An 18,731-nucleotide genomic window follows, 5' to 3' on the forward strand; every position below is an offset into this window, starting at 1 on the left:
CAAGTAGCAGCATAAAGAGTAACGCCAAAAAACGCGTCATCTGCAAAGCACGAGGTCTGCCACTACCTTAAGCGTTGCACGGTGTTTCGCCGCAGTCACGTTGATTTGCGTTGAAAATCGGTGCCATCGTGAATCCTATGCTCCCAATATCGTCGTTGCCAAAACCGACATTCGCCGCGGATGTCGGGAGTTAACGGCATTCCAGATGCATGCAGATCGCGTGTAAAGTGGGACTTTATCGCCCGCCAGCAACCCGGTTCCGCCGTTATAACACCCTGTTGCACCATCAATGAGTTGGAAAATCCCGTAGATCAGCGCCACAAAGCCTCGGATTCCGCATGCTCCTTACCGTATTTGGAAAGGATATACGATGTGCATAGCTATAGCTCTTGGGAGCTACCCAGCTTCTGTTCAGCAATGTCCAAAAAACGGTTATTTCTTTTTTCTAAAAAATGTCGCTCCAGTTTTTGAACATAGGCATAGATTCCATATAGAACCCCTCCAGCTATTGGTAGTACAAAATACCAATGCTCTTTAGCAACACGCAATAAACTTAATATTTCCTCACCATAGAAATAAGCAGGTGTTACGGTAATTGCGGCCCATACCCATGCGCTAAGAAGATTAATTAATGCAAATTTTCTTGCCGAATACTTGGTAATACCAATCGACATGGGAATGACGGTACGCAAACCATACATATAGCGCTGCATAAAAATAATAGGCCAACCATATTTTTTTAACAGCAAATGCGCAATGGCAAACTTACGCCGCTGCTTATGCAGTTTGCGCTGAATATAGCCTTTATTAAAGCGGCCAATGTAAAAATAGATTTGATCTCCAGTAAAACCACCCAGACCCGCCACAAAAATTGTCGTACAGTATTGCATATCACCGGTATGGGACAGAATTCCTCCCATAATTAAGCCCATTTCCCCTTCGAATATGCTCCACAGAAACAAAACAATGTAACCGTACTCCTTAAGCCAACCAATAAATAATTCTTCCATAAAATCCTTAATTTCGTTGAGATACTGCTCTACGCCCATCATCCGAGTTAAAATCGCATACTTTTTAGGAGCTTACCCATTGATTCTCAATGAGTTTTATTTTTTAAAGTTATACGTTTTCAAAGTAGGATGGAAGCAATTGTAACCCTGTTTACCGTCATCAAATTAAATTAAAAACTTCGTTTTCAATAGCCTATAACGTATTGGACATGGATCATAAAAATCAGACTTTTATCCTGAAGCAGCATCATAAACTGATTAATGGCGGCTTTCCAATCGCGTAAGGATAAAGACCATTTTTCCAGTCGTTTTGAATCCTGTCCCGAACGCTTGAAGCTGCGGTAACCTTGCCGGTACGGGTTACGGCTAGCGCCTCGGCAACTGCTCCTGCGTTGCTCTATCTCCTGCATCCTTGCAGTCGTAACCCAACAGAGTTACACACAGCCGGACGGAGCATGTTGCCCCGTTCGAACTATTTTGCGTTGGTTATGTGTAGCCGCTTAGCTCAGGCATCACAGAAACGTGAGAACTAGTGAATATGTACCTCACGTGACTTTACCGTATCGCTTCTGCGTAAAGTATAGCGATCTGACTTACCTGTCACCTTAGTTCCATCGCTGTTAAGCTGAATCAGCGTTCCTTCATTTTCAATACGATATTGCCGTATAGTTGATTCCTTACGCGGCGTTAAAACAACGGTATGGGTTTCCTCATTCCAAGTATATTTTCCCTTTTCATAAAACTCCTTTGAGGATTCTTTTGCTGGCTGGGTCACCAACAGATAATTGTTGTTTTGTTTTAACGACAGTGTCGCTTTAATTCCATCGCAATCGTTGCAAGGGAGATAACCGTAAAAAACGCCATGAAACTCCAGGCTCTTATCGACAGGGGTTAAATGGCTTGTGTGATCTGTATTTTGCTCATAGCTCTTTACACGCGCCCTAAGAAGTTTTTCTTGGTCTGCTTGGTCTGTTCCTGCCACTGCAATATTAGCAGGAAGCAGAATGCTGAAGAAAATCAACATCAGATTTTGTTTTAATTGTTTTTTTAATGTTTGCATATAAATACCTCTTTTTTTAATGCGTAATTCACGTTTAATGTTTGCCGATCAACCTGAACGGCCACGAATGCTACGAATCCCCGGATTCTGCAAGGTGTAGGCCGGGTTAGCGTAGCGTAACCCGACATTTTTTGCTCATTGCAATTATTCATAGCCAATATCATCAGCAAAATCCATTTCACCTTCACCCCAATTTTTATCCAGCATACCTGATTTTATATATCGGTGAATACTTGAATATTGCCAATCAGTGGCGCGTTTTACAAGCCCGTGTTTTACGGGATTGTAATGGATATAATCAATATGCTGTTGAAAGTCCCGTTCATCACGCAAACAATGTTCCCACCCACGATGTTGCCATAGTTCCTGTTGTTTTTTCTTTTTACGGTTAGCATTTTGAATGATCGATTTATCAGGGTATTGTTTGGTAAATGCGGATTTGATAAGTCGCCAGCGTGTTGAGTAGTCGCTGTCATGTTCAGGAAGCGTCCAGATAAAATGTAGATGGTCAGGTAAGACAACGGCGGCATTAATCACAAAAGGGCGTTTTTTCATGACGCTTTTAAATGCGGCGCGTAGGCGTTTGACATTCTCATCCTCAGAAAATATTTTTCGGCGTTTTTCGGTAACAACGGTGAAAAAATAACAGCCACCTTCGATATAAACACGGCGATAATGCATAATTTGTGAAAATAATCATTATGGATAGATGGGTAGGTCGGGTTAGCGTAGCGTAACCCGACACATTCACGCAAAATGTCGGGTTACGCTATCGCTAACCCGACCTACTTGGCTAGCGCCTAACCCAACCTAAGGTGCTATCGAATCGTGCAGGAATACGCTTCGAAAGAAATTGTCGTACCTCCCATTAAACAAGGAGCTAGTTGTATGATTTGGTAGCGATATGCGTTACCGCCCAGCTGAGCAACAAGATTCTTCATTTCTGAAAAGGCGCGTTCCTTGCACACTTCTGGATAAGCGCCAAATGATGCATTATTGATCTCATCAGTTTTAATTAGTGTGCAACCGTCTGTTGAACCAAGTTCACGTAGAGACCGCGCCGCTGGCGTTTGATTCGTAATACTACAAGCAGCTAAGATGCAGTAAACTAAAATCACACAAAGTATTCGTAACATCATATATCCTTTCGCAGGGTTAATTAAAGGGATGTCACTATAAACTCTTATTCACTGGCTGAATATCTGATACTGCTTGTTTATACCGGTTGTGGCCATCGATGATCTTGTCATCGTGGATGAGCTGGCGCGTAAAAAACAGAAAACCCTTACAGATGGGTAGGTCGGGTTAGCGTAGCGTAACCCGACACATTCACGCAAAATGTCGGGTTACGCTATCGCTAACCCGACCTACTTGGCTTATCTGCGAGTTGTTCAAAGCCGAAAACCCAGCGCGGGAAGATAATTAGGGGACGCCCATTAAATTAGCGCCACGAAGCTAGGGATTACACATTGATTATGCCAATTCACCGTATGCACTTTGATCTTCGTTGACAGCGGTAGCCCATTCAGCCGACAGCAAGCCGTGGCAGACGTATTTGTGGAACGAAGAATACGGCCAGTCGGCAACGCATTGAGTCAACCCATGTTTTACCGGATTCCAGTGGATATAATCGACATGCCTTTGAAAATCAGTGTCATCGCGGATCGTATGCTCCCAAAATCGTCGTTGCCAAAGCCGATATTCGCCACGGTTGTCGGGAGTTAACGGCATTCCCGATAGTCGCAGATCGCGTGTGAAGTGGGATTTTATCGCCCGCCAGCGCCCCGAATAGTCGACATCGCCGTCAGGCAGCGTCCAAATGGCATGCAAGTGATCCGGTAAGATGACAATGGCATCGATGGTGAAAGGTCGTTCCGTCCGCGCCCGGCGGAATGCGCTTCGCAATAGCCCGACGTGCCGCACCAAGACATCGGAGGAACGATCCCGCAACGTCACCGTAAAGAAATACGTCCCTCCAGCAACCCGGTTCCGCCGATATAACACCATACCGCACCATCATTGAGTTAGAAATTCGCGTAGCCCGTATGAAGCGTAGCGGAATACGGGATGATCAGCGCCACGAAGCCCCGGATTCCGCAAGCTCCATCCAGGCTACTTGCTTCGTCGCTTCTTACCAAATTGTTTACGACATGATGCACCGCTGAACGGCGTCTACCGTCAACACGACAGCCGGACGGGGTTTGTAACCCCGTTCGAAACGTTTTGCGGGGATTAAATGTAGCCGCTTAGCTTGAACATCGTAGAAACGTTAGGAACGGGGTTACAAACCCCGTTCCGCTTGTACATTATCCACGAACTCCACGCCATTCTGGAAGTCCATCCCATTGCCTTACAGCAGCGTTCTTTTCGAATTAGCATATTCTGCTAACTCGTGGAAAGTATTGACAAAAGTATTGATGGCAGCACGCTCTCCAAGAGGCTCTATAATTACCCATCCATTTTCTTTTTTTATCATTTTGTAGCCAATCTCAAGAAGAACTCTTTCACAATCTTCTGGTGTAGCCAATGATTCTTCTGGAGTATTTATAATTTCGACAGTGACTTGCTCTTTACCACAATAACGGCATATTACTGCTTCTTTTTTTATTATTTCAGCACAATATGGGCATTTTTTATTGTTGTCATTTGTTTGGCTTCTCCTTGACGCACCAGATCTGGATTTAGAGCTAAATCCAATTAGCATTATTCCAGAAATAAAAGCAATACCAGCACCAATTAACAAATTCGTTTGAAGATTCATGAGTCCTAAATTATTGACTCGACCGCCTAAGCCAGTTGCAACTGACGTATCCATTGTAATTGCTGAAAAGGCACAAATAATGCCAATAATAATTAGAAAACTTCCCCAACCTTTCATTTACTCTCCAAATTTGATATGCCACCGGATAAATTTAAGAACAGTGCAAACCGCAAAAAAAACAACCACTCAAAACGAGCTCACAGCTAAAAGCTAGGTAGGTCGAGTTGGCGTAGCGTAACCCGACATTTTTCGCGTGAAGTGTTGGGTTACGGCTAGCGCCTAACCCAACCTACGGCCCGCAAACGCCCTAATCTTCCCAACCAAAACCCCCATTCCCCCCATAACCAAATCCCCCATCAAAGCCCCAACCAACTCATCATCCTCCATCCCCAATAACTCAACAAACAAATCCCTCTCCCCCTGATCCGCCACCAAATACGCCGTTTCAAGATACCGATTCAACAGAAAATCCAGCTCCTTAGTCCCGCGCCGACATTGCCACCTTAACCGAGCCAGCTCGTCCATCAACCCAACTTTCTCTGCACTAACAGCTTCTTGGTTTCAGCTATGGCCTTGGCCGGATTTAAGCCCTTAGGGCAAGTATCGGTGCAGTTCATAATGGTATGGCAACGATACAATTTAAACGGGTCTTCCAGCCCTGTAGGGTACGCATCGCGTACCATTTGCAAAACGTTCCGATTGATCAAATCCAAAAAAGGTACGCGATGCGTACCCTACTTGGTTATTTTATTAACCAGACCTGCCAGTTCTTTCGGTTCCGGCTTTCGGTCTCCCATCAGAACCCCCATCAACTCATCATCCTCCATCCCCAACAACTCCACAAACAAACCCCTCTCCTCCTGATCCGCCACCAAATATCCCGTTTCCAGATACCTATTCAACAGAAAATCCAGCTCCTTAGTCCCGCGCCGACATTGCCACTTTAATCGAGCCAGCTCCTCCATCAGCCCAACTTTCTCTGCACCAAAAGTTTCTTGGTCTCGGCAATAGCCTTGGCCGGATTCAAGCCCTTAGGACAGGTATCGGTGCAGTTCATAATCGTATGGCAACGGTACAACTTAAACGGGTCTTCCAGTTCGTCGAGCCGTTCGCCGGTGCTTTCGTCGCGGCTGTCGACCAGCCAGCGATAGGCTTGCAGCAGCACCGCAGGCCCCAGGTAACGCTCGCTGTTCCACCAGTAACTGGGGCAACTGGTCGAGCAACAGGCGCACAGCACGCAGTCGTATAAGCCATCGAGTTTTTCCCGGTCTTCTTTACTTTGCAGGCGCTCGGAATCCGCAGGCGGCGGGGTTTGGGTTTCTATCCACGGCTTGATCGACGCGTATTGCGCATAAAAATGGGTCAGATCCGGCACCAGGTCTTTAACGACTGGCAAATGCGGCAACGGGTAGATTTTGATGGTGCCGGGATAAGCATCGATGGCTTTGGTGCAGGCTAGAGAGTTTTTGCCGTTGATGGTCATCGCGCAGGAGCCGCAAACGCCTTCGCGACAGGATCGACGGAAGGTCAGGCTGCTGTCGACTTCATTCTTAATTTTCAGGATCGCGTCCAGCACCATCGGGCCGCAGCTGCTCATGTCCAGTTCGAATGCATCGATCCGCGGGTTTTCGCCGGACTCGGGGTCCCAGCGGTATACTTCAAAGCGGCGGATGTTGGTTGCTCCGGCAGGCGCTTTAAAGGTTTTTCCTTCGGTTAACACCGAATTTTTAGGCAGGGTAAATTCAGCCATCAGTACACCCTCTCTTTTGGTGGAATTACGTCAACGTCGTCGGTCAAGGTGTACATATGCACCGGCCGGTAATCGATTTTAACCTGATCGCCTTCCAGCCAGGTCAGGGTATGTTTGAGCCAGTTTTCGTCGTCGCGCTTGGGGTAATCTTCCCGTGCATGGCCGCCCCGACTCTCGGTGCGGTTGCCTGCTGCGTTGATCGCCACGGTGGCCTGGCTCAGCAAGTTATCCAGCTCCAGCGTTTCAACTAGGTCGGTATTCCAGATCAGGGATTTATCGGCTACTTTGACGTCGGCAAAGGTTTTTCTGACTTCCGCCATCGCGTTGATGCCTTCGGTCAGCGTGGCACCGGTTCTGAACACCGCCGCCTTGGCCTGCATGACTTTTTGCATATCCAGACGTATATCGGCGGTGCTGCGGCTGCCATTGGCATTGCGGATTTCATCGAAACGGGCGATGGCTTTGTCGCAAGCATTACTGGCCAAGGGTTTCTGCCTTGATCCGGGTTTGATCAGTTCCGCGCAGCGTATCGCGGCGGAGCGACCGAACACCACCAGATCGAGCAGCGAGTTTGAGCCCAAACGGTTGGCGCCATGCACGGAAACGCAGGCCGCCTCGCCGATTGCCATCAGGCCCGGCACGACGGCATCGGGATTGTCGCCGTTTAAGGTTACGACTTCGGCTTTGTAATTGGTCGGTATGCCGCCCATGTTGTAATGCACGGTCGGCAGAACGGGAATCGGCTCTTTGGTGATGTCGACATTGGCAAAAATCCGCGAGGTTTCGGAAATACCCGGCAAACGTTCGTGAATAATAGCCGGATCAAGATGCTCGATATGCAGATAGAGATGATCTTTCAGTGGGCCTACGCCGCGACCTTCATTGATTTCGATGGTCATCGCGCGGCTGACCACATCGCGTGAAGCCAGGTCTTTGGCGGTTGGCGCATAGCGTTCCATGAAGCGCTCGCCCTCAGAGTTAGTCAGATAACCGCCCTCGCCTCTGACGCCTTCGGTGATCAAACAGCCTGCGCCATAAATGCCGGTCGGGTGAAACTGGATAAACTCCATATCCTGTAACGGCAAACCGGCGCGCAATACCATCGCGTTACCGTCGCCAGTCACGGTATGCGCCGAGGTGCAGGAAAAAAAGGTACGCCCGTAACCGCCGGTCGCCAATACAGTCATATGGGATTTGAACAAATGCAGCGAGCCGTCATCCAGACACCAGGCCAAAATACCGCGACATTCACCGTCCTCCATAATCAAGTCCAGCGCAATATATTCGACGAAGAATTCGGCCTTATGTTTTAACGACTGCTGATACAAGGTATGCAAAATCGCATGACCGGTCTTGTCGGCCGCCGCACAAGTACGTTGTGCTGTGCCTTTGCCATAATGCGTGGTCATGCCGCCAAACGCACGTTGATAAATTTTGCCGTCGGGAGTTCTGGAAAAAGGCACCCCGTAATGCTCCAGTTCGATAACCGCAGCCATGGCTTCGCGGCACATGTATTCAATCGCGTCCTGATCGCCCAGCCAGTCGGAGCCTTTGACGGTGTCGTACATATGAAAGCGCCAGTCGTCTTCGCCCATATTGCCCAACGCCGCGCTGATACCTCCTTGCGCGGCGACGGTGTGACTGCGGGTGGGAAACACTTTAGTAATGCAGGCGGTTTTAAGGCCTTTTTCCGCCATGCCCAAGGTAGCGCGAAGGCCAGCGCCGCCAGCGCCGACGACAACCACATCGTAAGTATGTTCAATAATTTTATAATCTGCGGACATGAGTTACCCTATCGATACAATGCGAAATACGGCCAGCAAAGCCGCAATCGCCAAAAACAAGAATGCCAGATGAACGGCCCAGATTGAGATAATCTTACTGTCTTCGGCGGCGACATAATCTTCAATCACCACCTGCAAACCCAAGGCGGCATGGTAGAAAACGGCGATGATCCACGCTACCATGCAGACGCTATTAATAGGTGATGCCAACCAGTCTACGGTCTGTTGATAAGGGGCAGTCACACTCAAACCCAGAAAATAGATTAACCAAAAAGACAGCGGGATCAGCGCTACGGCGGTGACGCGCTGCATCCACCAGTGAGTCGTTCCGCTTTTGGCAGAACCCAAGCCCCGAACTCGGGATAAAGGCGTTCTATAATCCATAACATCCCCACACAAAAGCGATTAAAGTCAGCGCCAATGATGCCGCCAGCTCAATCATCGCGTAGCGGTTTAGCGTATCCAGTTCAAAGCTGTTGCCGGAATCCCAAATCAAATGGCGAACGCCGTGGCACAGGTGAAAAAACAGCGCGTAAACAAAGCCCCAGCATACCAGTTTGAGCAACCATAGATTCATGACGGCCTGCATTGCCTTATATGAATCTTCGCCGCCTGCCAGCGCCGAAATGACATAAACAAATAAGAACAATCCAGTAGAGAGCATAACGCCGGTAATTCGATGGCTGATGGAAATAATGCCAGTTAAAGGCAGTCGGTAGACTTGCAAATGTGGGGATGTGGGTCGGTTGGTATTTATCGCCATAGTATTATCCAGTGGTTATGTTTATTCAATGATCATCCAAATCAAAAGTCGATGCAATAGTCGTTAATATCGGCTGATATTATGTTGTACCACAAATTATAGACCCCCGCTAAGTTAATAAACCGGCATTTATAGCCTGTTGCACTGATGTTCCTGATGAAATTTTGTGCCGTTAATAAGTGATACCCGACCAGAACCGAAAAGCAATCAGAGCCAGCTTTGAATGCCAAAAAACACCATTATCTATTAGCCAAAACAGCAGCCATTTTTTTTTGCTGAAACCTTAGGCTACAATAATAAATATGTGGCAACAGGATGACTGCCGAATGACAAGATTCGCTTTGCTGCTTTCTGCAAACTGCCTGTATCACCCTCAATTAAACTATGTTAGTTAACACATTAAACCAAGTCATATGACACACTTTTACCGTTTGCTTCCGGTGAATCAACTCGCTCACACTACTTATAAAAAATTAATCATGCGCCTAAAAAAACTTTTCCCTTATCTTTTGTTTCTCCTTTTAGCCCCACTTTACTCACCTGCGCAAGCAGAGCCATCGGCATTCACCTCAGGAAGTTATCAGCAAATATTGACCAGCAACGCCAATCAGCCATTCATGCTGGTCATTTGGTCGATAAACTGCTCTTCCTGCCTGAAAGACATGGAGCTGTTAAGCAATATTCATAAGAGCAGGCCTGAACTCAACATGATCATGCTGGCGGCAGATGAGTTATCGGCAACCGAACAAATCCAGACGATACTTGAAAAACATCAATTATCCGATATTGAAAACTGGGTTTATGCCGATGAAAACACCCAGAAAATGCAATTTGAAATCGATCCTAAATGGTATGGTGAGCTACCCAGAACCTATTTCTTCGATAACACCCATCAACGTACCGGGGTCAGCGGTGTATTGTCAAAACAAGAGTACGACGAGATGTTCACAAAAATCCTGAAGCCTGAGTAACTACATTTTTAAACCCCAGATAAAAAGTTACGTTAAAATGGCCGACATAACTAAAACTACCGGCCATTTTTTATGTTAAAAAAAACATTTCCAGCTCTGCTAACTGCCTGCCTATTAAGCGCCTGCATCACCAGCCCTACAGGTAGAAGCCAACTTGTTTTCATGCCTGATACGCAAATTGATCAAATGGGCTTGCAGGCTTTTGATAACCTGAAAAAACAAAAACCTGTCAGCACTAACAGCAAATATAATCAGGTCGCCAGCTGTATTGCCGGGGCCATTATCCGGGAAACCGGCGGCAACTGGGAAGTCGTAGTCTTTGAAGATGCCTCGCCTAACGCTTTTGCCTTGCCCGGCAATAAAATCGGCGTACATACCGGAATGCTCACACTGGTCGACAATCAGGATCAATTGGCTGCAGTCATCGGCCATGAAATCGGCCACGTTCTCGCCAAACACAGCAATGAACGGGCATCGCAAGAAATGGCGGTCAGTTCGGGCATGGGCATCATTCAGGCAGTCAGCGCCCCTCAAACCGCCCTCGGGCAAACGGCGCTGGGCATGCTGGGAGTCGGCGCGCAATACGGCATACTGATGCCTTACAGCCGCGTCCATGAAAGCGAGGCCGACATGATCGGCGTCGATTTAATGGCAAAAGCGGGCTTTGATCCAAGACAAAGCGTCGGCTTGTGGCAAAAAATGGAACAGGCAACGCAAGGCAAGCAACCGATAGAATTCATGTCGACTCACCCTTCGCATGCCACCCGCATTCAAGACTTGGAAAAGCGCATGCCGCAAGCCATGGGACTATTCCAGCAAGCTCAAGCACAGGGTAAACAACCGCGTTGTAACTAATCAATGACTCCTAATTTAAAACATTTACATCCCTACCCATTCGAGAAACTGGCGCAACTTAAACAAGGCATTGTTCCGCCTGCGAACAAGCCGCATATCGCCCTGTCTATGGGCGAGCCGACTCATGCCACCCCGCATTTGATTCAGGAAGCGCTGTTAACCCATTTGCATGGTTTGGCTAACTATCCAACCACTAAAGGTCTGCCTGAACTCAGGCAGACGATTGCCGAATGGATCAGCCGACGTTTTCAGATTCCGGCTAATATCATTAACCCTGAAACCCAGGTTTTGCCGGTCAACGGCACCCGCGAAGCTCTATTTTCGTTTGCCCAGTGCCTGATCGATCCGACTGGCGCCGCGCCTGTTCCCGACAGGCTTGCGGCATACACGCCATCCCTGGCGATAAAGCCCATCGTGATCATGCCGAATCCGTTTTACCAGATTTACGAAGGCGCGGCTCTGCTGGCAGGGGCTGAGCCCTATTTTCTGAACACGCTGGAAGACTCCGGCTATTTACCGGATTTTGACGCGGTGCCGGATGACATATGGCAACGCTGCCAGTTGATTTACATATGCTCGCCCGGCAACCCGACCGGCTCGGTGATCGATCAGGCCGGCCAGGAGAAGCTGCTCAATCTGGCGGAAAAACATGATTTTGTGATCGCTTCCGACGAGTGCTATACCGAAATCTATGACGACGAAAGCAATCCGCCGCCGGGCTTGCTGCAAACCGCCTATAACATGGGCAACACGGCATTCAAACGTTGCGTTATTTTCCACAGTTTATCCAAACGCTCCAACGCACCGGGTTTACGCTCAGGCTTTGTTGCCGGCGATGCCGAGCTATTGAAACCCTATTTTCAATACCGGACTTATCACGGCTGCGCGATGCCTTTGCCTACCCAACATGCCAGCATTCAAGCCTGGAAAGATGAGCATCATGTTGTCGAAAACCGGCGCTTATACCGCGAGAAATTCGCCGCCTTCATCGAACTTCTTGGCGATGTTTGCACCGCCACTAAGCCACCGGCCAGTTTTTATGTCTGGTTGAAAACACCGATTGCCGATACCGAATTCGCGCAGCAGCTATTTGCTCAGCAAAACATCACCGTACTGCCCGGCAGTTACTTATCCCGCGATTTTGACGGCATCAATCCCGGCCTTAACCACGTCAGAATTGCCTTGGTTGCACCCTTGGATGAATGCATAGAAGCCGCGCAGCGCATCAAAAACTTCCTTAACTCTTTATAAAAGAAACCATGTCACAACTAGAAAACATCATTAACGACGCCTTTGAAATCCGTGCCGACATTTCCCCTGCCAACGTATCCGCTGAAGTGCGTGCAGCCGTTGAAGAAGCCATCAACTTACTGGATAGCGGCAAAGCCCGTGTTGCCGAAAAAACCAGCGGCGAGTGGGTCGTCAACCAATGGCTGAAAAAAGCCGTATTGCTGTCGTTCAGAATCAACGAAAACCGTGTGATCGAAGGCGGCAACAGCCGTTATTACGATAAGGTTGAAGCCAAATTCAGCACTTATTCACCCGACGACTTTGCAAAATCCGGCGTGCGCGTCGTGCCTAATGCCATCGTCCGTCACGGTGCTTACATTGCGCCGGGCGCGGTGTTAATGCCTTCGTTCGTCAACATCGGCGGCTATGTAGACAGCGGTACTATGGTTGACACCTGGGCCAGCGTCGGCTCTTGTGCGCAAATCGGCAAGAACGTGCATCTTTCCGGCGGCGTCGGCATCGGCGGCGTTTTGGAGCCTTTGCAAGCAGGGCCAACGATCATTGAAGACAACTGCTTTATCGGCGCACGCTCGGAAATCGTTGAAGGCGTTGTGGTTGAACAAGGCTCGGTCATTTCAATGGGCGTTTACATCGGTCAAAGCACCAAAATCTTCAACCGCATGACTGGCGAAGTCAGCTATGGCCGCGTTCCAGCCGGTTCAGTTGTGGTTCCGGGCAACCTGCCATCAAAAGACGGCACATACAGCTTGTATTGCGCAGTTATCATCAAGCAGGTCGATGAAAGAACACGCAGCAAAACAGGGATTAATGAATTGTTGAGGGATTAAGCGGAACCTGACTCGCACCATGCCAAAACAGGAGAAAGCCAATGAGCTTAAACTACGCAAATAGCAAGATCACTGAAGAACAGTATCTACAAGGCGAACTTGTTGCAGAAATAAAGCATGAATTCATTGATGGTGAAGCTTATGCAATGGCTGGGGCGAGTGAAGCGCATAATTTACTGGCTATTAATATGCTTAGTGAGTTAAGAAATAAGCTTAAAGGCACGCCTTGCAGAACTTTCATAGCAGACATGAAAGTTAAGGTGGCTAATGATTTTTTCTATCCTGATGTCATGGTGGTTTGCCAGCCAGATATCGCCAGGGATGGTGTGTATGTCGCAAGCCAGTCGGGAACTGGCGCGACGAATGAGTTTGAATATTACAAACAATCGCCGGTCATTATCGTCGAGATATTATCCAAATCGACCCGAAAGTTTGATAAAAATGCCAAACGTTTGAAATACCAAAATATTTCAACCTTGGAAGAGTATGTTTTAATTGATCAAACCATTGCGGAAATTGAGGTCTTTAAAAAGAAAGAGCATTGGCAATCCTTTTATTACTACCTTGGCGATGCGATTACTTTTGAATCATTAGGCGTTACCGTTCTTGTTGAGGACATTTACTATCAAGTCAACAATGACGATGTGCTTGCTTTCTTGCAGGAAAAAAATCAAGCAGCTCTTGAAGAAACGGATTCCAACCCTGTACACGGTGCTGTACAGCCACCCCACATTGCCACACAGAAACCATGATTAACAACGACGTTTTACGCCGAGTACGCTACGCTTTAGAGCTTAAAGACCCTGACATGATCGAAATCTTCGCCTTGAGCGACGTAGAGATCAGTCGAGATGAGCTGCTTAAGCTGCTCAAAAAAGATAATGAAGCCGACTATGTCGAGCTTGACAACAAGCTACTGGGAAAATTTCTAGACGGCCTGATTATCTATAAAAGAGGCAAGCAGGAAAATCAAGCCGAACAGATCAAAAAGCCGGAGCCGTTAACCAATAACACCATACTCAAAAAACTGAGAATCGCGCTGGAATTTAAAGAAGAGGACATGCTAAGCACCTTAAAACTGGCCGACTTTGAATTGTCCAAAGGCGAACTCAGCTCCTTTTTCAGGCAAAAAGGCCATAAACATCACCGTGAATGCGGCGATCAGATTTTAAGAAACTTCTTACAAGGTCTAACCATTCGTTTTAGAGAACAAGACTGATCTTTTACACACTATTCCCCAATAACCTACCAAGGCCAATACCATGAGCGACAACATATCAAACAATGCGATCATTTACGCCACACTTGCTTTAAACAGCGAAGTCGCCCTGCAACACGAATATTTGGAATCCACGGATGTTCCTGATGATGAGCGCGAAAACGAAGAAGAAATCCTGGCCGATCTGGAACAAGCCTTTATGGAATTTGTCGATCTTTATAAAATCCGCTGCAAATCCGACAAACAACTGCCCAACATAGACGAATTGCTGAACAGCCAATTGTAAAATCGCTATAGAGTCAACGATGCCGATTGTCAGAATCCTGGCTATTTCAGGTAGCCTGCGTAGCGCATCGTTGAACTCTGCACTGCTGCGAGCCGTTGCTGGCTTAGCGCCTGCGGATGTTCGCATTGAGCTGTATACCGAACTGGGCAATCTGCCGCGATTCAACCCCGATCTTGAAATAACCGATACTCCCCAGTTGCCTATTTTTACGCCCGTATTCTCGAAGCCGATGGTGTTATTATTGCCAGCCCGGAATACGCTCGCGGCGTAACGGGAGTCATGAAGAATGCCTTGGACTGGATGGTGGGTAGCGAGGCTTTTGCAAACAAGCCGGTTGCGTTACTTAACGCGTCGCCACGAGCCACTATCGCCCAGGCGTCTCTGAAGGAGACGCTTACCGTCATGTCCGCTCAAGTGGTTGAAGCAGCCTCAATCATCTTACCGATTATCGGCTCTAACCTTGATCAGCTGGGGATTGTTAACCACCCCTTTATTTCAACATCAATTCGCGAGGCGCTACGCGTCTTCCATACGGAGATTGTAAATTTGCAAAATTTAAAAACTCACACGTTGTACGGCATAAAAAACTGCGACACCGTCAAAAAAGCGCGCAACTGGCTGGATCAAAACAACATAGCCTATCAATTCCACGATTTTCGAACCGATGGCTTAACGCCTGAACTGCTGCAGCATTTCGCCGACCATTTGGACTGGAACCAACTGCTCAACCGCAGCAGCACCAGCTGGCGGCAACTCAGTACCGAGCAGCAAAGCGATCTGACCTTAGACAACGCCATGCAACTGATGCTGACCACCCCTACCCTGATTAAACGCCCGATTTTAGAGTCCGGCGACCTGCTAATCCTTGGATTTAAAGCTGAGAACTACCAAGCCAAACTATTATGAGCGATACCCTAGAACTGCTTAAAGACCTTATCAGCCGCGAATCGGTAACCCCAAAAGACGCGGGTTGCCAGGATGTGCTGGCGGCACGACTAACCAAATTGGGCTTCAAAGAAGAACGCCTGGACTTTGCAGACACCCAAAACATCTGGCTGAGACGCGGCGATGCCAAACCGCTGTTTACCTTCCTCGGCCACACCGATGTTGTGCCTACCGGCCCGTTGGATGCCTGGGTTTCACCGCCTTTTGAGCCGACGATTCGTGACGGCAAGCTTTATGGCCGGGGCGCTGCGGATATGAAGGGCGGCATCGCCTGCTTTATTACCGCCGTCGAACGTTTCATTGCTAAGCACCCGGATCATCAAGGCTCTATCGCGGTGATGATGACCAGCGATGAAGAAGGCATTGCCACCAATGGCGTGATTAAAGTCGTTGAAGTGCTGGAACAGCGCAACGAGAAAATAGACTGGTGCCTGGTCGGCGAACCGTCCAGCGACAAAAAAATCGGCGACGTGATTCGCGTCGGTCGGCGCGGTTCTTTATGCGCCAAACTGACCATTGCAGGCATCCAAGGCCACGTCGCCTACCCTGAACTGGCCGATAATCCGATACACACTTTTGCCCCGGCGTTAAAAGACCTCATTGATGAGGTTTGGGATCACGGCAATGCCTTTTTCCCGCCGACCAGCTTGCAGGTTTCCAATATCAACTCTGGAACCGGCGCAGAAAACATCATCCCCGGCAGCGTGGCAGTTCAGTTCAACCTGCGTTTTTGCACCGAACTGGATGAGGAAACCATCAAGCAACGCACCCACGCGCTGCTGGACAAATACGATTTCAAATACGAATTGGAATGGCGCTTGTCCGGCAACCCTTTCTTAACCGAATCAGGCGCATTAATCGATGCCGCCCACGCCGCGATCAAAACCGTGACCGGCTTTGAAACCCTTGATGACACCGGCGGCGGCACCTCCGACGGACGCTTTATCGCTCCGACCGGCGCACAGGTCATCGAGCTCGGCCCGTTGAATGAAAGTATCCATAAAATCAATGAACACGTTGGCGTGGAAGATCTGGAAATTTTGTCTCGTATTTATGAACAGATGCTGATCAATTTACTGATGTAAATTAGCCCAAGGTAACTCAGCCAATCAGTTGCAATCTTGTGCCGGACAACAAAAAACTATTGCCCGACATTCATGGTTTCAGGAGTGCAGGCTCCCTGCTGTACAAGCAAAGCTTGCACTCCTCCATCTTTATTTACTGTAAGTTAACTAACACAGGAATAACCGAGGTAATCGCAGGCAAATATCTGGCTTAATGTAGAGCCAGGCAATGCCATATTGGATTTTTTAGATTTAAGGGATTATTGTTTTACATGGCCAATTTTAACACCCATTTATTCGTCGCTTCAGCTGCCAGCGCCGGCGCAGCTCTCATTGCCACCAACGTCCATTTGATCACTAACGCTGATATACCCTGGCTCGTTTTCCTGGGCATAGTAGGCGGACTATTGCCTGATATTGATGCGAGCAACTCAAGACCGGTAAGGCTGTTGTTTAACGTGTTAGCGTTAATGGGCGTAGCTGCGGCGCTACATACGTTAAAAGACAGTTATGCGCCATACCTGTTATTGCTGATTGCGACAGGTACTTATCTGTTTATTCGCTATGTAATGTTGAACTTGTTTAACAGCCTTACCGTTCATCGCGGCGTATTCCATTCACTATTGGCAGCTTTGTTTTTTGGCTTATTAATGACCTGCATCAGCTACCGTTTACTGCATTGGGATATTTTACATGCCTGGCTAAACGGTGTTTTCATTGCCTTCGGATTTATCGTTCACTTGCTATTAGATGAACTCTACAGCACCAATTTATCCAATTTAAGAATGAAAAAATCCTTTGGTACCGCGTTAAAATTATTCAGTTATAACAATATCGCTGCCTCGGCATTAATGACCCTTTGTACAATAATGCTGTACTCGATAGCGCCATCACCGATGCCATTAGTTACAGTATGGAAAGGCGCTCAATGGAACCATTATTTAGCGCTGGCAATGTTTTAAAATCAAAGGTGAAGCAGAATAAGAACGAAGTCTGCTAAAAGCCGATAAACCATTACCGGCAAGTCATACGATGCAAAGCTTGCGCTTTCCTTATACGGTAAACCCATTGGATTACGCTGCCTGCGTGGCTTAAAGACTACCGCGAAATCAAATGCAAAAAAGCGGCGCGATGCTTAGTTTACAAGACTCATCGCCTGTATTGCTTGCCTTTTCTGACGCGTCCCGCTTTGATCCATCACGGCAATCGACTCTTCACAGCTGATGATATTTTCTCTGTTTTTAAGAATATAATCCGCCAAACGCTCAATAGCCTGCCAATAAATCGGTGAACTTATAAACTGAAAGGCTTTGCCAAACAGCTCAACCAACTTCTCTTGTTGCCGACTTTTAGTTGCGATAAAAATATCCAGATACTCATAAACCTGCTCAAGATCGGATGTACCGCCGTAATAATGCAAAGCATTGATGTTAACCAGTTGAGCAGTAAACTGTTCATTATCACGTAAGGCGACATGCTTTGCTTCCGCTAAAGGCCCGACCAATAAATTAATCACATCCGCTTCAAAAGCGGTCTGATACGCATCTTGCTCAACATCTGAAAAATAATGCGCACTTTCAATCAACGCAACCGGCAGGCTATGAATCAGGCGACCTCCCTCTACGACTGCGGCAAAGTGCTCATAGCCTAATCGGCAGGCGTCCAAAAGGCTGCCTTTTTGGCGCTTCGAAGCCTTAATGATGATTTGAAAATGTACCGGGGGCAGTTGTTTTTGTTTATTGCAAAGATAAATAGCGGCAGCGTGACCCGCCTCATGGAAAGCGATTTGTTTGAACAAATCTTGATCATTAATGACGTAAGAGGTATCAGTTTGGTGATTCCGTTTCATGATTTCACCCGTAGGTTAAAAAGATGCGGCCAGGGCTGCTGACCGCATTTAAAAGGAAGGACAGTCAACTCTAATCCCCTTAAATTAAGGGGACGATGCAAGAGTTGCAAACCAGTCTAATGACTAAAACCAGTCTTGGAAATGTGACCGATTGCCGCGCGACAATAAGCCGCGGAAAATGGCACGGTAACTGCTTTATATTTTGGTTTGCGTACTGAAAAATGCTTAAAAGCCGCATCGTTGCTGGACTCAGAAAAAATCATTACACGAGTAACCCAGGCATTTCACATGGTAATATAGGCTATATGACACATAAAATTATTGAATCGACTGAAT

At 47.6% G+C, this 18,731-nt stretch carries 25 protein-coding genes and 1 pseudogene; 11 read left to right on the top strand and 15 right to left on the bottom strand.

All coding sequences use genetic code 11. From position 1 onward, the window contains the following. Positions 1–380: 380 nt before the first annotated feature. From ABXJ76_RS13180 to sdhC, 14 genes and pseudogenes are all read right to left on the bottom strand, one after another. The gene (locus ABXJ76_RS13180; RefSeq protein ID WP_432741115.1) at positions 381–1,052 is read right to left on the bottom strand and encodes a DedA family protein; all 672 of its coding nucleotides are present in this window, start codon (positions 1,050–1,052) and stop codon (positions 381–383) included. 143 nt (positions 1,053–1,195) lie between these two features. Continuing rightward, positions 1,196–1,420, bottom strand: coding sequence for a hypothetical protein (locus ABXJ76_RS13185; protein WP_432741117.1), 225 nt, complete (start codon positions 1,418–1,420; stop codon positions 1,196–1,198). 119 nt (positions 1,421–1,539) lie between these two features. After that, positions 1,540–2,070: a copper resistance protein NlpE gene (locus ABXJ76_RS13190; protein ID WP_432741119.1), complete on the bottom strand. Its 531-nt coding sequence runs from the start codon at positions 2,068–2,070 to the stop codon at positions 1,540–1,542. 144 nt (positions 2,071–2,214) lie between these two features. Then, positions 2,215–2,751, bottom strand: coding sequence for an REP-associated tyrosine transposase (locus ABXJ76_RS13195; RefSeq protein WP_432741120.1), 537 nt, complete (start codon positions 2,749–2,751; stop codon positions 2,215–2,217). Positions 2,752–2,888: 137 nt separating this feature from the next. Continuing rightward, positions 2,889–3,206, bottom strand: a complete 318-nt coding sequence (locus ABXJ76_RS13200) for a hypothetical protein (protein WP_432741121.1) — start codon at positions 3,204–3,206, stop codon at positions 2,889–2,891. A gap of 337 nt (positions 3,207–3,543) precedes the next feature. Next, positions 3,544–4,077, bottom strand: coding sequence for an REP-associated tyrosine transposase (locus ABXJ76_RS13205; RefSeq protein WP_432741122.1), 534 nt, complete (start codon positions 4,075–4,077; stop codon positions 3,544–3,546). 343 nt (positions 4,078–4,420) lie between these two features. After that, the gene (locus tag ABXJ76_RS13210) at positions 4,421–4,948 is read right to left on the bottom strand and encodes a zinc ribbon domain-containing protein (protein ID WP_432741123.1); all 528 of its coding nucleotides are present in this window, start codon (positions 4,946–4,948) and stop codon (positions 4,421–4,423) included. Between the two features lie 162 nt (positions 4,949–5,110). After that, on the bottom strand, positions 5,111–5,356 hold the full coding sequence (locus tag ABXJ76_RS13215) for a succinate dehydrogenase assembly factor 2 (protein WP_432741125.1): 246 nt from the start codon (positions 5,354–5,356) through the stop codon (positions 5,111–5,113). Continuing rightward, positions 5,356–5,487 (bottom strand): annotated as a pseudogene (locus ABXJ76_RS13220) (succinate dehydrogenase iron-sulfur subunit); the annotation flags it as partial. The pseudogene ABXJ76_RS13220 and the gene ABXJ76_RS13215, both read right to left, overlap by 1 nt. Positions 5,488–5,565: 78 nt before the next feature. Then, positions 5,566–5,733, bottom strand: coding sequence for a succinate dehydrogenase assembly factor 2 (locus ABXJ76_RS13225; protein WP_432741126.1), 168 nt, complete (start codon positions 5,731–5,733; stop codon positions 5,566–5,568). Positions 5,734–5,795: 62 nt separating this feature from the next. Further along, positions 5,796–6,581 carry a succinate dehydrogenase iron-sulfur subunit gene (locus ABXJ76_RS13230; protein ID WP_432741127.1) on the bottom strand — a complete coding sequence of 262 codons (786 nt, stop codon included), beginning with the start codon at positions 6,579–6,581 and terminating at the stop codon, positions 5,796–5,798. Further along, positions 6,581–8,365: a succinate dehydrogenase flavoprotein subunit gene (gene sdhA / locus ABXJ76_RS13235; RefSeq protein ID WP_432741128.1), complete on the bottom strand. Its 1,785-nt coding sequence runs from the start codon at positions 8,363–8,365 to the stop codon at positions 6,581–6,583. Before sdhA ends, ABXJ76_RS13230 begins: the two co-directional genes overlap by 1 nt. 3 nt (positions 8,366–8,368) lie before the next feature. After that, complete coding sequence (sdhD, locus tag ABXJ76_RS13240; RefSeq protein WP_432741129.1) at positions 8,369–8,749, bottom strand: succinate dehydrogenase, hydrophobic membrane anchor protein; 381 nt, start codon at positions 8,747–8,749, stop codon at positions 8,369–8,371. Continuing rightward, on the bottom strand, positions 8,739–9,128 hold the full coding sequence (gene sdhC / locus ABXJ76_RS13245) for a succinate dehydrogenase, cytochrome b556 subunit (protein ID WP_432741131.1): 390 nt from the start codon (positions 9,126–9,128) through the stop codon (positions 8,739–8,741). The genes sdhD and sdhC overlap by 11 nt, the downstream gene beginning before the upstream one ends. 479 nt (positions 9,129–9,607) lie before the next feature. On the opposite strand from sdhC, the gene ABXJ76_RS13250 reads away from it, so the two are divergent. From ABXJ76_RS13250 to ABXJ76_RS13300, 11 genes are all read left to right on the top strand, one after another. Continuing rightward, entirely contained in the window at positions 9,608–10,099 is a 492-nt protein-coding gene (locus ABXJ76_RS13250; RefSeq protein WP_432741132.1) for a TlpA family protein disulfide reductase, read from the top strand. Between the two features lie 72 nt (positions 10,100–10,171). Further along, entirely contained in the window at positions 10,172–10,954 is a 783-nt protein-coding gene (locus ABXJ76_RS13255; protein WP_432741133.1) for a M48 family metallopeptidase, read from the top strand. A 3-nt stretch (positions 10,955–10,957) separates the two neighbouring features. Next, the gene (gene dapC / locus ABXJ76_RS13260; protein WP_432741134.1) at positions 10,958–12,205 is read left to right on the top strand and encodes a succinyldiaminopimelate transaminase; all 1,248 of its coding nucleotides are present in this window, start codon (positions 10,958–10,960) and stop codon (positions 12,203–12,205) included. An 8-nt stretch (positions 12,206–12,213) separates the two neighbouring features. Beyond that, complete coding sequence (dapD, locus tag ABXJ76_RS13265; RefSeq protein WP_432741135.1) at positions 12,214–13,032, top strand: 2,3,4,5-tetrahydropyridine-2,6-dicarboxylate N-succinyltransferase; 819 nt, start codon at positions 12,214–12,216, stop codon at positions 13,030–13,032. 41 nt (positions 13,033–13,073) lie between these two features. After that, the gene (locus tag ABXJ76_RS13270; RefSeq protein ID WP_432741137.1) at positions 13,074–13,784 is read left to right on the top strand and encodes a Uma2 family endonuclease; all 711 of its coding nucleotides are present in this window, start codon (positions 13,074–13,076) and stop codon (positions 13,782–13,784) included. Then, positions 13,781–14,251 carry a DUF1456 family protein gene (locus tag ABXJ76_RS13275; protein WP_432741138.1) on the top strand — a complete coding sequence of 157 codons (471 nt, stop codon included), beginning with the start codon at positions 13,781–13,783 and terminating at the stop codon, positions 14,249–14,251. The genes ABXJ76_RS13270 and ABXJ76_RS13275 overlap by 4 nt, the downstream gene beginning before the upstream one ends. A 43-nt stretch (positions 14,252–14,294) precedes the next feature. Beyond that, the gene (locus ABXJ76_RS13280; protein WP_432741140.1) at positions 14,295–14,537 is read left to right on the top strand and encodes a hypothetical protein; all 243 of its coding nucleotides are present in this window, start codon (positions 14,295–14,297) and stop codon (positions 14,535–14,537) included. Positions 14,538–14,556: 19 nt separating this feature from the next. Next, complete coding sequence (locus ABXJ76_RS13285) at positions 14,557–14,808, top strand: NADPH-dependent FMN reductase (protein WP_432741141.1); 252 nt, start codon at positions 14,557–14,559, stop codon at positions 14,806–14,808. Next, complete coding sequence (locus tag ABXJ76_RS13290; protein WP_432746522.1) at positions 14,778–15,443, top strand: ArsC family reductase; 666 nt, start codon at positions 14,778–14,780, stop codon at positions 15,441–15,443. Before ABXJ76_RS13285 ends, ABXJ76_RS13290 begins: the two co-directional genes overlap by 31 nt. Further along, positions 15,440–16,567 (top strand): succinyl-diaminopimelate desuccinylase, encoded by a 1,128-nt coding sequence (dapE, locus tag ABXJ76_RS13295; RefSeq protein WP_432741143.1) that lies wholly within the window; start codon positions 15,440–15,442, stop codon positions 16,565–16,567. Before ABXJ76_RS13290 ends, dapE begins: the two co-directional genes overlap by 4 nt. 251 nt (positions 16,568–16,818) lie before the next feature. Beyond that, positions 16,819–17,508, top strand: a complete 690-nt coding sequence (locus ABXJ76_RS13300; RefSeq protein WP_432741144.1) for a metal-dependent hydrolase — start codon at positions 16,819–16,821, stop codon at positions 17,506–17,508. 173 nt (positions 17,509–17,681) lie between these two features. On the opposite strand, the gene ABXJ76_RS13305 is transcribed toward ABXJ76_RS13300, so the two are convergent. Continuing rightward, complete coding sequence (locus tag ABXJ76_RS13305; protein ID WP_432741145.1) at positions 17,682–18,395, bottom strand: hypothetical protein; 714 nt, start codon at positions 18,393–18,395, stop codon at positions 17,682–17,684. Between the last annotated feature and the right edge of the window lie 336 nt (positions 18,396–18,731).

This window comes from Methylobacter arcticus (assembly GCF_050917435.1).
GTDB lineage: Bacteria > Pseudomonadota > Gammaproteobacteria > Methylococcales > Methylomonadaceae > Methylobacter_A > Methylobacter_A titanis.